The sequence below is a fragment of the Streptomyces sp. NPDC093984 genome (genome assembly GCF_044764595.1).
Lineage (GTDB): Bacteria > Actinomycetota > Actinomycetes > Streptomycetales > Streptomycetaceae > Streptomyces > Streptomyces cynarae.
Genome location: NZ_JBIWIM010000009.1, coordinates 1 through 17,393 on the forward strand (window position 1 = coordinate 1; position 17,393 = coordinate 17,393).

Annotated in this window: 17 protein-coding genes; 5 read left to right on the plus strand and 12 right to left on the minus strand. The window is 70.3% G+C overall.

Annotated elements, in window-relative coordinates; genetic code table 11:
* Positions 1-138 precede the first annotated feature (138 nt).
* Positions 139-462 carry a transposase gene (locus ACIRC0_RS28140; RefSeq protein WP_403621151.1) on the plus strand — a complete coding sequence of 108 codons (324 nt, stop codon included), beginning with the start codon at positions 139-141 and terminating at the stop codon, positions 460-462.
* Positions 463-515: 53 nt separating this feature from the next.
* Here the strand turns inward: ACIRC0_RS28140 and ACIRC0_RS28145 are convergent, their stop codons facing one another.
* On the minus strand, positions 516-1,466 hold the full coding sequence (locus ACIRC0_RS28145) for an NADP-dependent oxidoreductase (RefSeq protein ID WP_403621154.1): 951 nt from the start codon (positions 1,464-1,466) through the stop codon (positions 516-518).
* Between the two features lie 70 nt (positions 1,467-1,536).
* On the opposite strand from ACIRC0_RS28145, the gene ACIRC0_RS28150 reads away from it, so the two are divergent.
* Positions 1,537-2,493, plus strand: coding sequence for a GlxA family transcriptional regulator (locus ACIRC0_RS28150; RefSeq protein WP_403621157.1), 957 nt, complete (start codon positions 1,537-1,539; stop codon positions 2,491-2,493).
* A gap of 94 nt (positions 2,494-2,587) precedes the next feature.
* Here ACIRC0_RS28150 and ACIRC0_RS28155 read toward each other — a convergent pair whose 3' ends face one another.
* The 8 genes from ACIRC0_RS28155 to ACIRC0_RS28190 all read right to left on the minus strand — a co-directional run bounded on the left by ACIRC0_RS28155 (position 2,588) and on the right by ACIRC0_RS28190 (position 11,753).
* On the minus strand, positions 2,588-3,133 hold the full coding sequence (locus tag ACIRC0_RS28155; protein ID WP_403621160.1) for an arginine repressor: 546 nt from the start codon (positions 3,131-3,133) through the stop codon (positions 2,588-2,590).
* A gap of 7 nt (positions 3,134-3,140) precedes the next feature.
* Positions 3,141-4,346, minus strand: a complete 1,206-nt coding sequence (locus ACIRC0_RS28160) for an acetylornithine transaminase (RefSeq protein WP_403621163.1) — start codon at positions 4,344-4,346, stop codon at positions 3,141-3,143.
* Positions 4,343-5,278, minus strand: a complete 936-nt coding sequence (gene argB / locus ACIRC0_RS28165; protein ID WP_403621166.1) for an acetylglutamate kinase — start codon at positions 5,276-5,278, stop codon at positions 4,343-4,345. The genes ACIRC0_RS28160 and argB overlap by 4 nt, the downstream gene beginning before the upstream one ends.
* Positions 5,275-6,426 carry a bifunctional glutamate N-acetyltransferase/amino-acid acetyltransferase ArgJ gene (gene argJ / locus ACIRC0_RS28170; RefSeq protein ID WP_403621169.1) on the minus strand — a complete coding sequence of 384 codons (1,152 nt, stop codon included), beginning with the start codon at positions 6,424-6,426 and terminating at the stop codon, positions 5,275-5,277. Before argJ ends, argB begins: the two co-directional genes overlap by 4 nt.
* Before the next feature lie 112 nt (positions 6,427-6,538).
* Positions 6,539-7,567: an N-acetyl-gamma-glutamyl-phosphate reductase gene (gene argC, locus ACIRC0_RS28175; RefSeq protein ID WP_403621172.1), complete on the minus strand. Its 1,029-nt coding sequence runs from the start codon at positions 7,565-7,567 to the stop codon at positions 6,539-6,541.
* A 95-nt stretch (positions 7,568-7,662) separates the two neighbouring features.
* The gene (locus tag ACIRC0_RS28180) at positions 7,663-8,064 is read right to left on the minus strand and encodes a GtrA family protein (RefSeq protein WP_403621175.1); all 402 of its coding nucleotides are present in this window, start codon (positions 8,062-8,064) and stop codon (positions 7,663-7,665) included.
* On the minus strand, positions 8,064-9,041 hold the full coding sequence (locus ACIRC0_RS28185; protein WP_403621178.1) for a glycosyltransferase family 2 protein: 978 nt from the start codon (positions 9,039-9,041) through the stop codon (positions 8,064-8,066). Before ACIRC0_RS28185 ends, ACIRC0_RS28180 begins: the two co-directional genes overlap by 1 nt.
* Before the next feature lie 24 nt (positions 9,042-9,065).
* Positions 9,066-11,753, minus strand: coding sequence for a YfhO family protein (locus tag ACIRC0_RS28190; protein ID WP_403621181.1), 2,688 nt, complete (start codon positions 11,751-11,753; stop codon positions 9,066-9,068).
* Between the two features lie 422 nt (positions 11,754-12,175).
* On the opposite strand from ACIRC0_RS28190, the gene ACIRC0_RS28195 reads away from it, so the two are divergent.
* A complete protein-coding gene (locus tag ACIRC0_RS28195; RefSeq protein WP_403621184.1) occupies positions 12,176-12,625 on the plus strand; it encodes a MerR family transcriptional regulator in 450 nt (149 codons plus the stop codon).
* Positions 12,603-13,040, plus strand: a complete 438-nt coding sequence (locus tag ACIRC0_RS28200) for a carboxymuconolactone decarboxylase family protein (RefSeq protein ID WP_403621187.1) — start codon at positions 12,603-12,605, stop codon at positions 13,038-13,040. Before ACIRC0_RS28195 ends, ACIRC0_RS28200 begins: the two co-directional genes overlap by 23 nt.
* On the opposite strand, the gene ACIRC0_RS28205 is transcribed toward ACIRC0_RS28200, so the two are convergent.
* Complete coding sequence (locus ACIRC0_RS28205; RefSeq protein ID WP_403621190.1) at positions 13,027-15,507, minus strand: alpha-L-arabinofuranosidase C-terminal domain-containing protein; 2,481 nt, start codon at positions 15,505-15,507, stop codon at positions 13,027-13,029. The genes ACIRC0_RS28200 and ACIRC0_RS28205 overlap by 14 nt on opposite strands.
* 136 nt (positions 15,508-15,643) lie before the next feature.
* Here ACIRC0_RS28205 and ACIRC0_RS28210 point away from each other — a divergent pair, with 136 nt between their 5' ends.
* Positions 15,644-16,111, plus strand: coding sequence for a DUF6314 family protein (locus ACIRC0_RS28210; protein ID WP_403621758.1), 468 nt, complete (start codon positions 15,644-15,646; stop codon positions 16,109-16,111).
* On the opposite strand, the gene ACIRC0_RS28215 is transcribed toward ACIRC0_RS28210, so the two are convergent.
* Positions 16,099-16,686: a histidine phosphatase family protein gene (locus tag ACIRC0_RS28215; protein WP_403621193.1), complete on the minus strand. Its 588-nt coding sequence runs from the start codon at positions 16,684-16,686 to the stop codon at positions 16,099-16,101. The genes ACIRC0_RS28210 and ACIRC0_RS28215 overlap by 13 nt on opposite strands.
* 73 nt (positions 16,687-16,759) lie before the next feature.
* Positions 16,760-17,227 (minus strand): GNAT family N-acetyltransferase, encoded by a 468-nt coding sequence (locus ACIRC0_RS28220; protein ID WP_403621196.1) that lies wholly within the window; start codon positions 17,225-17,227, stop codon positions 16,760-16,762.
* Positions 17,228-17,393: the final 166 nt, after the last annotated feature.

Below are 17,393 nucleotides of genomic sequence, written 5' to 3' on the forward strand. Positions count from 1 at the left end.
CACCCAGGAGTACCTGCGGCGACGCACCGCCGAGGGCATGTCCAAGCGCGAGATCATCCGATGCCTCAAGCGGTACGTCGCCCGCGAGCTCTACCGGCACATCCAGCCCCGAGCCACCAACCAGGTCCCTTCTGCGGCTTGACGAAACATAGGGGCTTCCTCTCCGCCCACAAGGCACCGGTGGTGCACAAGTGGCTGCTTGCGCATCCCCGGTTCAAGCTGCATTTCACCCCGACCTACTCGTCCTGGATCAACCAGGTCGAACGGTGGTTCGCCGAACTGGAACGACGCTGCCTGGAGCGCGGCGTGTTCTGCTCACTGGACGAGCTGAAGACCACGCTCGAGGACTGGATCAAGACCTGGAACGAGCAGGCCCGTCCCTTCAAGTGGACCAAGACCGCGGACCAGATCATCGACCGCATCTGCCGCTACTGCGACAGGATCTCCGGACCGGATCACTAGGAGCCGGGCGGCAGCCTGGGCGATCTCGCCGGGGCGGCCGCGCCGGTCCGTGCTCAGTCGACCACCAGCACCAGTTTGCCCGTCGTTCTTCCGGTGTCGCCGTGCGCGTGCGCCTTCGCGGCCTCGGCGAGCGGGAACGTCCCCGCGATCGCCGCCCGCAGCTTTCCCGACTCCGCCAACTGCGCGACCGCCCGCATCCCGGCCCGGTCGGCCTGGACCAGCATCCAAACCGCCCGCACGCCCAGCCGCTCGGCCTCGGTGTGGAACTCCTCCGAGGCCACCGGCAGGATCGACACCACGACACCGCCCGGCCGCAGCACCCGCAGGGACGTCACGGCCGTCTCACCGCCGAGGGTGTCCAGGACGACGTCGACGTCCCGCACGGCCTCGGTGACATCCGTCGACCGATAGTCGATCGCCTCGTCCACACCGATCTCCCGCAGAAAGGCGTGTTTGGCCGCGCTCGCCGTACCGATCACATACGCGCCGCGCGCCTTGGCGATCTGCACCGCCACATGCCCGACCCCGCCCGCCGCCGCGTGGACCAGCACCCGCTGCCCCGGCCGCACCTCCGCCTGCTCGACCAGCGCCTGCCAGGCGGTCAGCGACACCAGCGGCAGCGCGGCCGCCTGGACGTGGTCCACCGAGGCCGGCTTGCGCACCAGGACGCGGGCCGGAGCGGTGACGTACTCCGCGTGCGATCCGGGCCCGTACGGAAAGGGCAGCATGCCGAAGACCTCGTCACCGGGCCGGAACTCCGCCACCCCGAAGCCCGCCTCCTCGACCACCCCGCAGACGTCCCAGCCCAGCACGAACGGCGGCTCGCCCAACAGGGCCCCGGTGGCCCGGTGTTTCCAGTCGGTCGGGTTCACCCCGGCAGCAAGCACCCGGACCAGCAGCTCGTTCGCGCGCGGAGCCGGACGCCGCACCCGTATCTCCTTCAACACCTCGGGTCCGCCGAGGACGTCCTGGCTGATGGCTCGCATCGTGATCGCATCGCTCATGGCCGCCAGCCTGCCGGAGCCCGCACGCCGGGAAAATGGCAGGACTGCCACTCTTCGATACGATCCTGCCATGAGCCGACCGGTGAAGTCCGAACGTGTGGCCGTCCTGGCCTTGGAAGGCGTTCATCCCTTCGAACTGGGCATCCCCAGTCGCGTCCTCGGTGCCGCAGACGGTCGCTACGAAGTGCTCACCTGCACCGCCGACGGCCGTCCGGTGCGCACCAGCGCCGACTACACCATCGGCGTCCAGTACGGGCCCGAGATCCTGGACACGGCCGACACCGTGGTCGTTGCCCCTCTGGCACCCGCGGCCATCCCCACGGACCTGCCCGACGAGGTGGCCGCCGCTCTGGCCCGGATCCGGCCCCACGCACGGATCGTGTCCATCTGCACCGCCGCCTTCGTCCTCGCCGCGGCCGGACTGCTCGACGGGCGCCGGGCCACCACGCACTGGAACGTGGCCGAGCAGTTCCGCTGCCTTTATCCACGGGTGGACCTCGACCCGGACGTCCTCTTCGTCGATGACGGCCGGATCCTCACCTCTGCCGGCGTCGCCGCCGGCGTCGACGTCTGCCTGCACATCGTGCGCAGCGACCACGGAAGCGAACTGGCGAACACCGTCGCCCGCCGTTGTGTCGTACCGCCGTTCCGGGACGGCGGCCAGGCCCAGTACATCGAGCGGCCGGTGCCGGCCGGCGGCGCCGCCGGCACCGCCTCCACCCGCACCTGGGTCCTTGCGCGCCTGGACCAGCCGCTCACCCTGGCCGACCTCGCGGCGCACGCCCGGATGAGTGTGCGCACTTTCGCCCGTCGCTTCAACGACGAGGTCGGCCTGAGCCCCGGCCGCTGGCTGATCCAGCAGCGCGTCGACCGCGCCCGGCACCTGCTGGAGGCGAGCGACCTGCCGGTCGACCGCATAGCCGCCGAGGTCGGCTTCGCCACCGGTGCCTCGCTGCGCAGGCACCTGCACGCGGCGATCGGGGTGTCCCCGACGACCTACCGGCGTACGTTCCAGCGGACCCGCTGAGCGTTCCGGCCCGCCCCGTCGGGTGAGCTCGAGCTCACGGCGGCCGTCTGGGACGTCGACACGCCGCAGCCTCGGAGACGGTGCTGGCGACAAGTCAGCCGGATGAGTGCCCGTTCTGCGCCAGCCTCAGCAAGTGGTCCGCCAGCGCCTGCCCTCCCGTCGGCTCCCGGCTGATCAGCAGCACCGTGTCGTCCCCCGCGATCGTCCCCAGGATGTCGTGCAGTTCGGCCTGGTCGATCGCCGAGGCCAGGAACTGTGCCGCCCCCGGAGGGGTGCGCAGGACCACGAGGTTCGCGGAGGCCTCCGCCGAGATCAGCAGCTCCTGCGACAGCCGCCGCATCCGCTCCTCCTTGGCCGACTCCCCCAGCGGCGCGCGAGGCGTGCGGAAGCCGCCCTCGCTCGGCACCGCGTAGATCAGGTCGCCGTCGGTGTTGCGGATCTTCACCGCGTTCAGCTCGTCCAGGTCCCGGGAGAGCGTCGCCTGCGTGACGCTCAGCCCGTCGTCGGCGAGGAGTTTCGCCAACTGGCTCTGGGAGCGCACCGGTTGCCGGTTGAGGATGTCCACGATCCGGCGGTGGCGTGCGGTGCGGGTCTGCGGCACGGCGGGCCCCGCGTGCTCGTGGTCCTGGGCCTGACTCATCGTCGTCTCATTCTCCGGATCGTCCGTCCCCATTCACTGGGTGCACTGCCTCGAGGACACCGGGAAGCGCCTGGAGCAACGCCTGCACCTCGTCGTCGCCGAGGTTCAGCGGCGGCATCAGCCGTACGACGTTCGGGGCGGGCGCGTTCACCAGGAAGCCGGCGTCCTGAGCCGCCTGCTGCACCTGCGGGGCGAGCGGCTCGGTGAGCACGATACCCAGCAGAAGGCCCGCGCCCCGGACATGTTCGATCAACGGGTGGCCCAGCGACTCGATTCCGTCCCGCAGCTTCTCGCTCTGCCGCTTGACGTTCTCCAGCAGGCCCTCGGCCGCGATGGTGTCGAGCACGGCGAGTCCGGCGGCGCACGCGACGGGGTTGCCGCCGAAGGTCGTGCCGTGCTGGCCCGGCTGGAGCAGCTCGGCGGCGCGGCCGAAGGCGACGGTGGCGCCGAGCGGCAGCCCGCCGCCGAGGCCCTTGGCGAGGGTGACGACGTCCGGCAGGACGCCCTCGTGGGCCTGGTACTCGAACCAGTGCCCGGTACGGCCGACACCGGTCTGCACCTCGTCGAGCACGAGCAGCGCCCCGGTGGCGGCGGTGATGGCGCGGGCCGCCTTCAGGTATCCGGCGGGCGGGACCACGACGCCGTTCTCGCCCTGGATCGGCTCGATGATGACGAGTGCCGTCTCCTCGGTGACCGCGGCGGCCAGGGCCTGCGCGTCGCCGTAGGGGACGTGGGTGACGTCGCCGGGCAGCGGCAGGAACGGCTCCTGCTTGCCGGGCTGGCCGGTCAGCGCGAGGGAGCCCATGGTGCGGCCGTGGAAGCCGCCGTGGGTGGCGACCATGTGCCGGCGGCCCGTCAGCCGGCCGATCTTGAAGGCGCCCTCGTTGGCCTCGGCGCCCGAGTTGCAGAAGAAGACCTTGCCGTCGCGGCCGAAGAGCTGCAGGAGCCGTTCGGCGAGGGCGACGGGCGGTTCGGCGATGAACAGGTTGGAGACGTGGCCGAGGGAGGCGATCTGCCGGCTCACGGCCTCGACGACCGCCGGGTGGGCGTGGCCGAGGGCGTTGACCGCGATGCCGCCGACGAAGTCGAGGTACCGCTTGCCGTCGGCGTCCCACAGCCGGGTGCCCTCACCGCGGACGAGGGGCAGCCGCGGGGTGCCGTAGTTGTTCATGAGCGCGCCCTGCCACCGCGCGGTCAGTTCCTCGTTGCTCACGACTCCCCCTGTTCGTCCGGCTTCTCGTCGGGCACGACCATCGTGCCGATGCCTTCGTCGGTGAAGATCTCCAGCAGGATCGAGTGCTGGACCCGGCCGTCGATGACGCGGGCGGTGTTGACACCGCCCCGCACGGCGTGCAGACAGCCCTCCATCTTCGGCACCATGCCGGAGGACAACTCCGGCAGCAGCTTCTCCAGTTGGGAGGCGGTCAGGCGGCTGATCACCTCGTCGGAGTTCGGCCAGTCCTCGTAGAGGCCCTCGACGTCGGTGAGGACCATGAGGGTCTCGGCGCCCAGTGCCGCAGCGAGTGCCGCAGCCGCCGTATCAGCATTGACGTTGTAGACATGTCCGTCGTCCTGACTGCGGGCGATGGAGGAGACGACCGGGATACGGCCGTCGGCGAGCAGGGCCTCGATCGCGCCCGTGTCGATCTGGGTGATCTCGCCCACCCGTCCGATGTCGACGGACTCGCCGTCGATCTCGGGCGTGTGCTTGGTGGCGGTGATGGTGTGCGCGTCCTCGCCGGTGAGGCCGACGGCGAACGGGCCGTGCTGGTTGAGCAGGCCCACCAGTTCGCGCTGCACCTGCCCGGCGAGCACCATCCGTACGACGTCCATGGCGTCCTCGGTGGTGACCCTCAGGCCCGCCTTGAACTCGCTGACGATGCCGTGCCGGTCGAGGGCGGCGCTGATCTGGGGGCCGCCCCCGTGCACGACGACCGGCCTGAGGCCGGCGTGCCGCAGGAAGACGACATCCTGCGCGAACGCGGCCTTCAGCTCCTCGTTCACCATCGCGTTGCCGCCGAACTTGATGACGACGATCTTGCCGTGGTGACGGGTCAGCCAGGGCAGCGCCTCGATGAGGATCTCGGCCTTGGGCAGCGCGGTGTGTTTGCGCGTCGTGCCGGACTTGGGAGAAGTGTCGCTCATGAGGAATACGCGCTGTTCTCGTGGACGTAGTCGGCGGTGAGGTCGTTGGTCCAGATGGTGGCGGTCTCGGCGCCGGCGGCGAGGTCCGCCACGATGTGGACCTCGCGGTAGCGCATGTCGACCAGTTCGCGGTCCTCGCCGACCGAGCCGTTCTTGCACACCCACACGCCGTTGATGGCGACGTTGAGCTGGTCGGGCTCGAAGGCGGCTCTGGTGGTGCCGATGGCGGACAGGACGCGGCCCCAGTTGGGGTCCTCGCCGTGGATGGCGCACTTCAGGAGGTTGTTGCGGGCGATGGAGCGGCCCACCTCGACGGCGTCCTCCTCCGTCGCGGCGTTGATCACCTCGACCTTGATGTCCTTGCTGGCGCCCTCGGCGTCGCCGATGAGCTGCCGGCCGAGGTCTGCGCAGACCTCGCGCACGGCCTCGGCGAACTCGTCGTACTCGGGGGCGATCCCGGACGCGCCCGAGGCGAGCAGCAGCACGGTGTCGTTGGTGGACATGCAGCCGTCGGAGTCGACCCGGTCGAAGGTGACCTTGGTGGCGGCGCGCAGGGCCTTGTCCAGGGTCTCGCTGTCGAGGTCGGCGTCGGTGGTGAGGACGACCAGCATGGTGGCGAGGCCCGGGGCGAGCATGCCGGCGCCCTTGGCCATGCCGCCGACGGTCCAGCCGTCCTTCGTCACGACGGACGTCTTGTGGACGGTGTCGGTGGTCTTGATGGCGATGGCGGCCTTCTCGCCGCCGTGCTCGGAGAGCTGGGCGGCGGCGGTCTCCACACCCGGGAGCAGCTTGTCCATGGGCAGCAGCACACCGATGAGGCCGGTAGAGCAGACGGCGACCTCGATGGCACCCCGGCCGAGCACCTCGGCCACCTTCTCGGCGGTGGCGTGGGTGTCCTGGAAGCCCTTGGGGCCGGTACAGGCGTTGGCGCCACCGGAGTTGAGGACGACCGCCGAGACCTGGCCGCTCTTGAGGACCTGCTCGGACCACAGCACGGGCGCGGCCTTCACACGGTTGGAGGTGAAGACGCCCGCGGCGGCGCGGCGCGGCCCGGTGTTGACCACGAGGGCCAGGTCCGGGTTGCCGTTCTCCTTGATTCCGGCGGCGATGCCCGCAGCCTGGAATCCCTTGGCTGCCGTGACGCTCACTGCATCTCCTTGTTCGCCCCGCCGCGGTAGCGGCTGATGTCACTGCCGCCCGTGCAGCGCAGCGGTGCGGTCATCGTCGTCGTCTGCAGCCCGGTGGCTGCACGTGCGTCGCTCACGGTGCGACTCCGATCGTCGAAAGCCCGGTGGTCTCGTCGAGGCCGAGCGCGATGTTCATGCTCTGCACGGCACCGCCCGCGGTGCCCTTGGTCAGATTGTCGATGGCGCTGATCGCGATGATGCGGTGCGCGGCGGCGTCGTACGCGACCTGCACCTGAACGGCGTTGGAACCGTAGACGGACGCGGTGGCCGGCCACTGCCCCTCGGGGAGCAGGTGCACGAAGGGCTCGTCGGCGAAGGCCTTGTCGTAGGCGGCGCGCAGCGACTCGCCGGTGACGCCGGGCCGGGCCTTGGCACTGCAGGTGGCGAGGATGCCCCGGGGCATCGGCGCGAGGGTGGGCGTGAAGGAGACGGTGACCGGCTCCCCGGCGGCCGCGCTGAGGTTCTGGATCATCTCGGGGGTGTGCCGGTGGACGCCGCCGACGCCGTACGGGGACATGGACCCCATGACCTCGCTGCCCAGCAGATGCGGTTTGGGCGCCTTGCCCGCGCCGGAGGTGCCGGAGGCGGCGACGATCACGGCATCGTTCTCGGCGAGCCCGGCGGCGTACGCGGGGAAGAGCGCGAGGGAGGCGGCCGTGGGGTAGCAACCGGGTACCGCGATGCGCTTGGACCCCTCCAGCGCAGCGCGGGCACCCGGCAGTTCGGGGAGGCCGTAGGGCCAGGTACCGGCGTGCGGGGAGCCGTAGAAGCTCTCCCAGTCGGCCGGGTCCTTCAGCCGGAAGTCGGCGCCCATGTCGATGACGAGGACGTCGGGCCCGAGCCTCTCGGCGACGGCGGCGGACTGTCCGTGGGGCAGGGCGAGGAAGACGACGTCGTGCCCGGCGAGGGCCTCGGGAGTGGTCTCGGCGAGCACCCGGTCGGCGAGGGGCAGCAGATGCGGCTGCAGCGCACCGAGCCGCTGGCCGGCGTTGGAGTTGCCGGTCAGGGCGCCGATCTCCACCTCGGGGTGCGCGAGGAGCAGACGCAGCGCCTCTCCGCCCGCGTACCCGCTCGCTCCGGCGACTGCGGCACGTACCGTCATGGAACCTCCTCCTGGATGGCATGACTATACGTATCGCCGCACGTTTATGCAATCCTGGAGATCGGGCCCCATGACGGCCCGTGTGCCGGAGGCGATCAGGCGGTGCCCTGCTCCCTGGGCAGCATGATCGTGCGGGAGACGACGAAGGTCACCGGAATCGCCGCGGCGGAGGCGAGCAGCGGGGCGAACCGGCTCCCGGCGTGCAGGACGTCGACGATCACATAGACCCCCACCGTCGTGATCACGAAATTGGTGGCGTTCGTCAGCGGGAACAGCAGGAATTTCCTCCACGTCGGCCGCGTCCGGTAGGTGAAACGCGCATTCAGGAAAAAGCTCCCGATCATGCTCAGAATGAACGCGAGAATATGTGCGGCAAGGTACGGCAAACGGGTGAGGAACAACAGGTAAAGGCCGTAATACGTCATGGTGTTGATGACACCGACCACGGCGAAGGTGACGACCTGCCCCATGATGGGGCGCGCAGTGGTGGTGGACATCAGGGAATGAGGTCCTTCGCGGTGCCGCGGGGCGCGCCGGCTTCCGTCCGCTCCACATTGGTGGCCTTCACCAGGAAGTGCGGGCGGCCCTTCACCTCGTAGTAGATACGGCCGGTGTACTCACCGATGACCCCGAGCATGACCATCTGCACGCCCGCGAGCGCGGTGACGGCCGTGATCGTCGTGACATAGCCGGGCGTCTGCACACCGTGGATGAGCGCGGCGCCCACGATCCACGCGGTGTACAGACCCGCGCACAGCAACAGGCCCATGCCGAGGTAGAGCGCGGCGCGCAGCGGCCTGTTGTTGAAGGAGAGCAGTCCGTCGAGGCCGTAGTTGAGCAGGCTCCGGAAGCTCCATGAGCTGCGGCCGTGCTCGCGTACGGCGTTCTCGTACTCGAAGGTGGTGCTGGGGAAGCCCACCCAGGCGAACAGGCCCTTGGAGAAGCGGTTGTACTCGGTGAGGGCGAGGATCGCGTCCACCACGCGCCGGGACAACAGGCGGAAGTCGCCGACGCCGTCCACGAGTTCCACGTCGACGAGACGGTTGATGAGCCGGTAGTACAGGCGGGCGGTGAGCGTGCGGGTGATCCGGTCACCGCTTCTGGTGCGCTTGGCGATGACCTGGTCGTAGCCCTGTTCGCTCAGCTCGACCATCCGCTTGATCAGCTCCGGCGGGTGCTGCAGGTCCGAGTCCATGACGACCACGCAGTCCCCCGAGGCGTGGCGCAGGCCGGCGAGCAGGGCCGCCTCCTTGCCGAAGTTGCGGCTGAAGGAGACGTACCGCACCCGCGCATCGAGCTCGCCGAGCCGCTTCAGGACCTCGAGGGTGCGGTCCCGGCTGCCGTCGTCCACGTACACGAACTCCGTGTCGTGACCGAGCGGAAGGAGTTCGTCCGCGACCTTCTGGACCACCTCGTGGAAGCGTCCGATCACTTCTTCTTCGTTGTAGCAGGGTGCGACGATCGAAATGAGCATGGTTGTTCCCCTGGGGACGCGCGGTCAGAGAGCGTGGGTCGTGCGCTCGAGCGGTGGGGTGGTCGTGGGCGTTGCCGGTCGGCCCGTGGCGCGCCGCCGGCGGACGGCGGTGAGGACGCCGAGCAGGATCAGGGCCAGCAGTGAAGTGGCCCCGACGGCCGTGCCCAGTCGCAGCCCGGGCGGATGGAACGCGCAGGTGAGGCTGGTCGAGGAGCCGTCGAGGGGCACGGCGATCAGCCCGTGGTAGTCGCCCGCGGGTGTGGCCGGAGCATCCCCCGCCGCGCAGCGCCAGCCGGCGATGCGGGGCGCCGCGACGACGGCGATCCCCTTGCTGCCGGCGGGGATCTCGGCCCGGACGGTGCCGTCGGAGACGGTCACCTCGGTGGCGCCGGTGGCTTTGAGCCCTTCCACCGTGGTGCGCAGCCGGGCGGTGTCCAGGCAGCCGACGGCACTGTCGGGGACGACGCTCGTCCAGTCGGGCGACAGCTCGATCCGCACCGGGCCGGAGGCCGGCGCCTCGCCGAGCGGCTGCATGGCGGCGATCTTGTTGACGGGGTGGTCGGACGTGAACCGCCCGATCGTGCCCTGCGAGGCGCCGGCGAGCCTTGCGGTGCCCGAGTAGTACGGCGCCCACAGGTACACCTCGCTGCGCGCCGGGCACTGGGCCGTGATGGTGGGCTTCTGCGCGGCGCTCCCGGCCGCCGGACGGTCGATGACCAGGCCCGGCCGGTCGTCGTGGCTGCGGGCCGGCGGCTTCCCGTCCCCCGTGCGCACGGTGAGCGCGGGCACGGTGTAGACGCGGGTGCCCAGCAGCATCTCCTGGTTGCGGTACGGCGACGGGCCGAAGGCGGAGACGCCCGTCCGCGCGGGATCGAGGGTGACGGACGGCCGCACCGTGACCAGCGGCGGTACGTCCTGGTGGGACACGGTCACCGGGCCGGCGTTCGGCGGGTTCCACCACTGGTGCGGGTCCGGCGGGGAGTGCACCCGCGCGCCCACGGAGAAGACGACGTCCGTGACGGCGTTGTCCAGGCTCTGCAGGCTCCGGCCGCGTGAGGTCCAGCCCCCGCCGATGGCGGTGAGCATGCGGTTGAGGACGTCGGAGGTGAGGCTGCTGTAGTACTGGGCGCCCTGGCCGCCCACCAGCATCGGGTCGTTGGCGACGGTCTGCTCCCGGCCGGGGTCGGTGCGGTACCGGGGCCAGCCGTCGGCCCGGGCGATCGCCTCCGCCTGCTGCTGCTGGCGCGCGCCCCAGGGCGCGTAGTCGTCCAGGTGCTGGAGCCGCTGCCGGGTGGCCTCGGCGGAGGTGGCGGCGGCCTCGCCGAACTGCGCGCCCAGGAGCAGCACCACGGCCAGCCCGGCCAGCGCGTTGTGGCGCCTGCTGCCCGCCCGGCGCCCGCCGTCCGTACGGCCGAGCAGGGCCAGCCCGCCCAGAGCGCCCACGACGGCGAACAGCAGCACCCACCAGGTCGTGGACCTCACGAGAACGCTTCGGCTCGCGACGGCAGTGATCAGCGCGAGCAGCACACCCGCCGGGGCCAGCGCTCGCCAGTCGGGCGCGCCGTACGAGAGCGAGTGCCACGCGGCGATCACCAGCAGCGCGCACAGGACGAAGGCCTGGCGGTACGAACTGCCCTGAGGCTCGGTGAAGGCGTGCCAGGCCAGCTGGGTCGGCGCCCACTGCATCGACAGCACCATCGCGGCCACCAAGAGTGTCCAGCCCACGCGCACCCGCCCGGGAACCGCCCGGTGGAACGGCAGGGCGAGGGCGAGCAGCAGCGCGGTGACGCCGACATAGACGGCCGGCGTACCGAAGCTGTACGTCGTCGGCAGCAGACGGGCCAGCAGGTCCCGCGCCGCCACCGGCACGAAATGCCCGTAGGTGCCCGGGGAGGCGTGCTTGGTGCCGAAGTACACGGCCATCACCAGTGGTGCGGCCAGGCCCATGCCGAGTGCCACGGTCAGAACGGCGCGGCCCGCCGCCCCCAGCCCCTGGCGGCGGGGAAGTCCGGCGAGCAGCAGCCGGAGCAGCAGCACCAGACCGGCGCCGAGGGTGGCCATGTACGCGGTGTAGAAGTTGGCGGTCCAGGCGAGCGCCACGATCAGCACGCCGAGGACCCGGTGCCGCCCGTTCAGCGCCCATTCGCCGACCAGGCACAGCAGCGGCAGGGCGATGAGCCCGTCGAGCCACATCGGGTTGTACACGGCGGACGCCACGCTCCAGCCGCACAGGGCGTAGGAGGTGCCCAGCAGTGCCGCGGCCCACCAGCGGCCGGGACGCAGGGTGAGCAGCAGCCAGGCCATGGCGGCGCCCGCGCAGGCCGTCTTCAGCACCGTGATCACATAGACCGCGAGGTCGATCTCGTCGCGTGGGAACACCGCCACGAGCAGGGCGAACGGGCTGCTGAGGTACGTACCGAGGTCGGGCAGGAAGCTGGAGCCGTACCCGGACTGCCAGTTGACGAGGAGTCCTCCGTCGCCCCTTCCGTGCAGCAGGTCCCACAGGTGCGCGTGGAACGGGACGTACTGGTTGCCCAGGTCGTTGACGCTCCGGGTGCGGGGACCGAACGGGTAGCTGCGGGCGACGGCGTCGGCCGCGCAGAACGCGACGGTGGTGAGGACCGCGGCGAGCAGGGCGCCGGCCTGCCGGGGTCCGATCGGGCGCGGCAGCCTGAGCCACGCGCGGCGGTCGTGCTGAATGGTGAGGTTCACACCCTGTTCCTGTTCGGTCGGCGCCGTATGGTCCCGTGAGCGGTGTCACGTGCGCGAAGAGAGCCGACTGAGGGAAATACAGTGACTACCCCGAATACCGGAGAAACGTCCGGTGAACGGGCAATGAACAGGGTTGGACACATCATTCTCGGCAAGCTCCGGAGAATTCAGGACGCATGGCGTCCGACCTGGGAATTCACTCCCAGGGCCGTCATGGATTCGTCGGTTAGACGGGCAGTGATTCCGAATGGTTGCGGAGCAGCCGGAGGAATAGAGAATGAATTCCGAATTTCACTCGGGTGTCGTGCGGGAGTTCACCCGGCGCCGTGCGCGGGCCGCGTCGGATGCCCGTCAGGCGCATCCGGGCGTGCTCACCGGGCATCGCTTGACCTGGAGCGCACTCCAGGTTCTACGGTCTTGTCATGACCAGCGGACAACCCCTCCCGCGGGATCGGCGACCGACCCTGACCATCGCCCAGGTCGCCGAGCGCACCGGCCTCTCGCACGACACCCTGCGCTACTACGAGAGGGCGGGCCTGATCGAGCGGGTCGGCCGGACCACCGGCAACCAGAGGCGCTACGACACGGCCGACCTGGCCTGGCTGGAGTTCCTGCTGCGGCTGCGCGAGACGGGCATGTCGATCGCCGACATGCAGCGGTTCGCGCGGCTGCGGGCGCAGGGGGACGCCACGGTCGCGGACCGGCTGGCGATGCTGCGGGAGCACCGCGCGGAGCTCGCGGTACGGATTCGCGCACTGCGCCGCAACGCGGCCGCGCTGGACGACAAGATCGACCACTACCAACGGCTGCTCGGCGACATGCCCGCGCAGCGGGAACGGATGAGCGGACATGAGCGAGAGCACCACCCGTGACGAGCGTTTCGCCCACGGCCTCGAGGTCCTGAGGAAGGTCGACGGCGAGGCCGGGCAGCGGGTCGTCGACTCGCTCGCCGACATCAGTCCCGAGCTCGGCCACCAGATCGTCTCCTGGGCCTTCGGCGAGATCTACGACCGGCCCGGGCTCGCCCCGCGCGACCGTCAGCTGGTGACGCTGGGCATGCTCACGGCGCTCGGCGGCTGCGAGGCCCAGCTCGACGTGCACGTGAACGCGGCGCTGAACGTGGGCCTCACCCCCGAGCAGATCGTCGAGACCCTGCTGCACTCGGCGGTGTACTGCGGCATACCGAAGGCGCTGAACGCGACCTTCGCCGCGAAGAAGGTCTTCGCCGAGCGCGGGCTGCTGCCGCTGGGGCAGCAGCCCGCGCAGGCCGCGGCTACCCCTGCTTGATCCTGAGGAAGGTGATCGAGTTCGCCGGGAAGGTGTACGTGAACTTGCCGGCGACCCCGCCGAAGGTGGACGTGACCGGGGTGACCGGCGTGTCCGACTCGGTGTTCACCGCGTCGGGCGCCGCCGCGAGCGTCGTCACCCGGGCCCGGGAGGCGACCTTCGCGCCGCCGAGGTCGATCGCCGTGCGGGCGGCCGTGTCCTGGGCGTTGACGACCTTGACGACCAGCTCACCGGTCCTCGCGTCCCGCGTGACGACCTGGCGGAACGGCTCGGCCGGCTTGTCGTCCGTGAAGCTGCCCCACTGCTGACCGTCGAGGTACAGGGTCACCTGGCGGCCCCTGACCTTGACGTCGATGTCGTAGGCCCGGCCGGTCTCGACGGATCCCGGCTTGGAGACGAGCGTGGACTTGCCGCCGTCCGCGGCCTGCTCGACCGCGGACTGGGTGTTGCCCCAACCGCCCAGGTTCCACCAGTAGTAGTTCCCGGTGTCCTTGACCCCGAAGGCGACGAGGAAGCCCTCCTTGCCGGACTTCTTGGTGGCCTTCACATGGAGGTCGTAGTCGTGCCAGGCGGGGTCGCCCGCCTGCACCATGGTGTTCTCGGCGGCGGTGTCCGTCTGGACGTACTGACCGTCCTGGATGCTCCAGCTGCCGCCGCCGGTGTGCGTCCACTTCGAGGCGTCACCGGAGAAGTCGTCGCTGAACAGCGTGCTCCCGTCGGCGGCGGTGACCTTCACGTCGTCGTAGGCGGCACTGGTGTCCCACGTCGACAGGCCGACGGCGCCGGTGATGGGGCCGCTGACGTTCGGCGTGGTGGTGGCCCTGCTGGGCACGACCTGGCTGCCGACGTTGTTCATGAACAGCTTCTGGACCTCGTAGTTGGCCGAGCCCCAGGAGGCGTGGTTGTTGAACCAGACGAGGTCCGGCCGCCACTGCACGTAGTCCTCGTTGGCGAACAGCGGCGCGTAGGAGGCGAGCTTGACGACGTCCGCGTTGCGCTCCAGGCCGGTCATGTAGGCGGCTTCCGCGAGGCCGTTCTTCCAGGCGTTGCCTCCGGAGGCGTACTCGCCGAGGAAGACCTTGGGGCCGCTGCGGTCGTAGGAGTCGTAGCGGTCGTTGTTCTGCAGGAACCACTGCGGGCTGTTGTAGTAGTGCTCGTCGACCATGTCGACCTTGGCGTTGCGGTTGAGCTTCCAGGCCGTGTCGAAGGTGGTGCCGGAGTCGTCCGGGCCGGAGTTGGAGATCACGGTCATGTACGGGTACTTCGCCTGGATCGCGGCGCGGAACTTCTGGAAGCGGGCGAAGAACTCGTTCGGGAGGTTCTCCTCGTTGCCGACCTCGATGTGGGTGAGGTGGAAGGGCTTGGGGTGGCCCATCTCGGCGCGCTTCTTGCCCCAGGTCGACGTCACCGGGCCGTTGGCGAACTCGATCAGGTCGAGGGTGTCCTGGATGTGCCGCTCGAGCAGCGCGTCGTCGTCGACGGCCTTGTTCTGGCCGCAACCGGTGACCAGGGCCGGGACGACGGGCAGCGGCATGGCGCCGATGTCCTCCGCGAAGCGGAAGTACTCGTAGTAGCCGAGGCCGTAGGACTGGTTGTAGCCCCAGAAGTTGGCGTTCGTGGCCCGCTGCTCGACCGGGCCGATGGTGTCCTTCCACTGGTAGGAGCGCTTGCGCTGCCAGCCGGAGGCCTCGCTGTAGTCCTGCATGGAGCCCGTGTTGACCAGGCAGCCGCCGGGGAAGCGGACGAAGCCCGGGTGCAGGGCGGCGATCTTCTCGGCGAGGTCCTTGCGCAGGCCGTTCGGCTCGTTCTTGTAGGTGTCGCGCGGGAACAGCGAGACCATGTCGAGCGCCGCGGCGCCGGAGGACGCGACCGTGAGGCGACCGGTGTTGCTGGCGCGGGTCGCGGTGAAGGTGGCGGTGTACTTGGCCCAGCGGCCCTTGACGGCCACCTGGCGGGCGGTGGCCAGGGCACCGGGAGCGTCGTGCAGGCTGATCGTGAGGGTGGTGCCGCTCTCGGCGCGCGCCCAGACGGAGAAGTCGTACGTCTTGCCCTTCTCGACGTGGATGCCGGTGTTGTAGCCGGAGTTGGTCACCGACGAACCGGCGCTGAGGGAGAGGTAGTCGCGGTTGCGGTCGTTGAGGCGGCCGACGTCGTTCAGGACCTGTGCCGTGCCGTCGACGGCCCAGGCGGTCAGCGGGGTGTAGGACCGGTTGTCGTCGGTGGAGTACTCGAAGGAGCGGTTCTGGACGAGTTCGGCGTACAGACCTCCGTCGGCGGCGCGGTTGATGTCCTCGAAGAAGACGCCGTACATCGTCTTGTCGATCACCGGTCCCTTCGCGGCCGGATCGACGGTGATGGCGTAGTCGGTGACGTTCTCGGCGTGCGCGGACACGGGGACGACGGCCGATGCCACCAGGACGGCGGTGGCGGTGAGGCCCAGTCTCCAGCGGGTGCGGGCGCGTGACATGGATACTCCGCGGCTCTCTATCAGGGGAGTTGTTCGAAATATCGGATCTTGGTCAGCACTTCGAACGGCAAGATAGAGAGGCGACATGATCGCGTCAATGGGCCATGCAAGGACAGGAGGACAGAGGGCCATGATGGTGGGCGGCTTCTGGCCGGTCGAGGACGTGCTGGCCCATCTGGCCGGGCGTTGGCACCTGGAGCGCGCCGTGCGGGATCTCGCGAGCGGCGAGGACGGCCGCTTCAGCGGGACGACGGTGTTCTCGCCGCGGGAGGGCGGCGGGCTGCTGCACCACGAGTCCGGCACGTTCCTCTGGCAGGGTGCGTCCCGGCCCGCCGAGCGGACGCTGCTGTTCCTGCCCGGGGCCTCGCCGGGCACCTCGGACGTCGCGTTCGCGGACGGCCGCCCGTTCCACGACCTCGACCTCACGACCGGCCGCCACGTCGCCGAGCACCGGTGCGCGGCGGACCTCTACCGAGGCGAGTTCACCGTGTACGACGAGGACCGCTGGCGCACGGTGTGGCGGGTCGGCGGGCCCGCGAAGGACCTGGTCCTGACCACCGACTACACACGCGAGCGCCGGCCTTCGGAACCTCAGACGGTCTGATGGGACGCGGTCTCGAGGCGCAGGTTCCAGCGGCCTCCGTGCCCGGCCAGCGTCACCGTCGACAGGGGGCGGACGTCGATGTTCCAGTACGACGACGGCTGCGCCCTCAGCGCGTACACCAGCGCCGCCCGCACCACCGACGGCTCCGCCACGGCGACGATACGGCTGCCGTCCTCCACGGGGCGCGTGTCCAGCCAGCCGCCCACGCGGGAGATGAACGCCAGCAGCGACTCACCGCCGTGCGGTGCGGAGCGCGGGTCCGCGAGCCAGGCGTCCACCGCCGAGGGCTCCCGGGCCATCGCCTCGCCCAGCGTGAACCCGCGCCAGCGGCCCATGTCGCAGTCCCGCAGCGCCGGCTGAACCAGCGGTGCGTATCCGAGCGCGTCCCCGGTCGCCCGGCTGCGCGGCGTGGGCGAGCAGTAGCGCAGCTCGGCCGCCGCCAGCGGCACCAGCTCCGGGGCGACACGTTGCACCTCGTCCCAGCCGGCCTGGTCCAGCGGCCGGTCGTCCTCGAAGCGCTCCGCGAGCAGCGAGGAACTGCGCGCGGCGGCGACGAACGTGACCCGAAGATGCATGCGGCGATCGTCCGGCGCCCAACTGCGCAGGTCAAGAGGGATTACTCATGAGTTACCAAGGGTATCGCCGGGATCACACACGGACCTGGTTCGACGGGTCGAACCGGTGCACCATCCACTCGTCCGGCCGCTCGAGCGACTCGAACCCGAGCTTGGCGTAGACCCCGTGCGCATCGCTCGTCGCCAGCAGGAGGCGGCGCAGCCCGAGCGGGGCGAGGTGGTCGCGGACGGCACCGACCATGGCGGTGCCGATGCCCTTGCCGCGTACCGAACGGTCGACGTAGACATCGCAGAGCCAGGCGAAGGACGCCTCGTCGGTCACCACGCGCGCGTACGCCACCTGCTCGCCCGAAGCGGTGTCGTACACCCCGAAGTTGAGGGAGTTCGCGACGGCGCGCTCGTGTTTGTCCCGGGGCCGGTCGATCGCCCAGTACGCGTCGGTCGCGAGCCAGTGGTGGGTGCGGTCGATGTCGATCCGGGCGAGCTCGGCGGAGAACTCGTAGCCCTCGGGGAGGCGGGATGTGCCGGTCCTTGCTGTCATGGCGGGAGACTCGCAGGCCGGGGCCGCGCTGTCGAACCATTTCGAGCGGGTGGATCGCGCTAGTGCCGCGGCAGGCAACGTTTGCCCGTCGAGGAGCGGCGTCCGGTGCGTGCTCTCGGCGTGCCGGCCGGAAGTCCTCGTACTGGACGTACTTGGGCTTTCGGCC

Bases quoted from the DNA above. Each gene is read 5' to 3' on its own strand.
- ACIRC0_RS28205 (WP_403621190.1), bottom strand. From the start codon at position 15,507: ATGTCACGCGCCCGCACCCGCTGGAGACTGGGCCTCACCGCCACCGCC.
- ACIRC0_RS28150 (WP_403621157.1), top strand. From the start codon at position 1,537: ATGAGCCGACCGGTGAAGTCCGAACGTGTGGCCGTCCTGGCCTTGGAA.
- ACIRC0_RS28200 (WP_403621187.1), top strand. From the start codon at position 12,603: ATGAGCGAGAGCACCACCCGTGACGAGCGTTTCGCCCACGGCCTCGAG.
- ACIRC0_RS28185 (WP_403621178.1), bottom strand. From the start codon at position 9,041: ATGCTCATTTCGATCGTCGCACCCTGCTACAACGAAGAAGAAGTGATC.
- ACIRC0_RS28145 (WP_403621154.1), bottom strand. From the start codon at position 1,466: ATGAGCGATGCGATCACGATGCGAGCCATCAGCCAGGACGTCCTCGGC.
- argC (WP_403621172.1), bottom strand. From the start codon at position 7,567: ATGACGGTACGTGCCGCAGTCGCCGGAGCGAGCGGGTACGCGGGCGGA.
- ACIRC0_RS28215 (WP_403621193.1), bottom strand. From the start codon at position 16,686: ATGCATCTTCGGGTCACGTTCGTCGCCGCCGCGCGCAGTTCCTCGCTG.
- ACIRC0_RS28220 (WP_403621196.1), bottom strand. From the start codon at position 17,227: ATGACAGCAAGGACCGGCACATCCCGCCTCCCCGAGGGCTACGAGTTC.
- ACIRC0_RS28180 (WP_403621175.1), bottom strand. From the start codon at position 8,064: ATGTCCACCACCACTGCGCGCCCCATCATGGGGCAGGTCGTCACCTTC.
- ACIRC0_RS28155 (WP_403621160.1), bottom strand. From the start codon at position 3,133: ATGAGTCAGGCCCAGGACCACGAGCACGCGGGGCCCGCCGTGCCGCAG.
- argB (WP_403621166.1), bottom strand. From the start codon at position 5,278: ATGAGCGACACTTCTCCCAAGTCCGGCACGACGCGCAAACACACCGCG.
- ACIRC0_RS28195 (WP_403621184.1), top strand. From the start codon at position 12,176: ATGACCAGCGGACAACCCCTCCCGCGGGATCGGCGACCGACCCTGACC.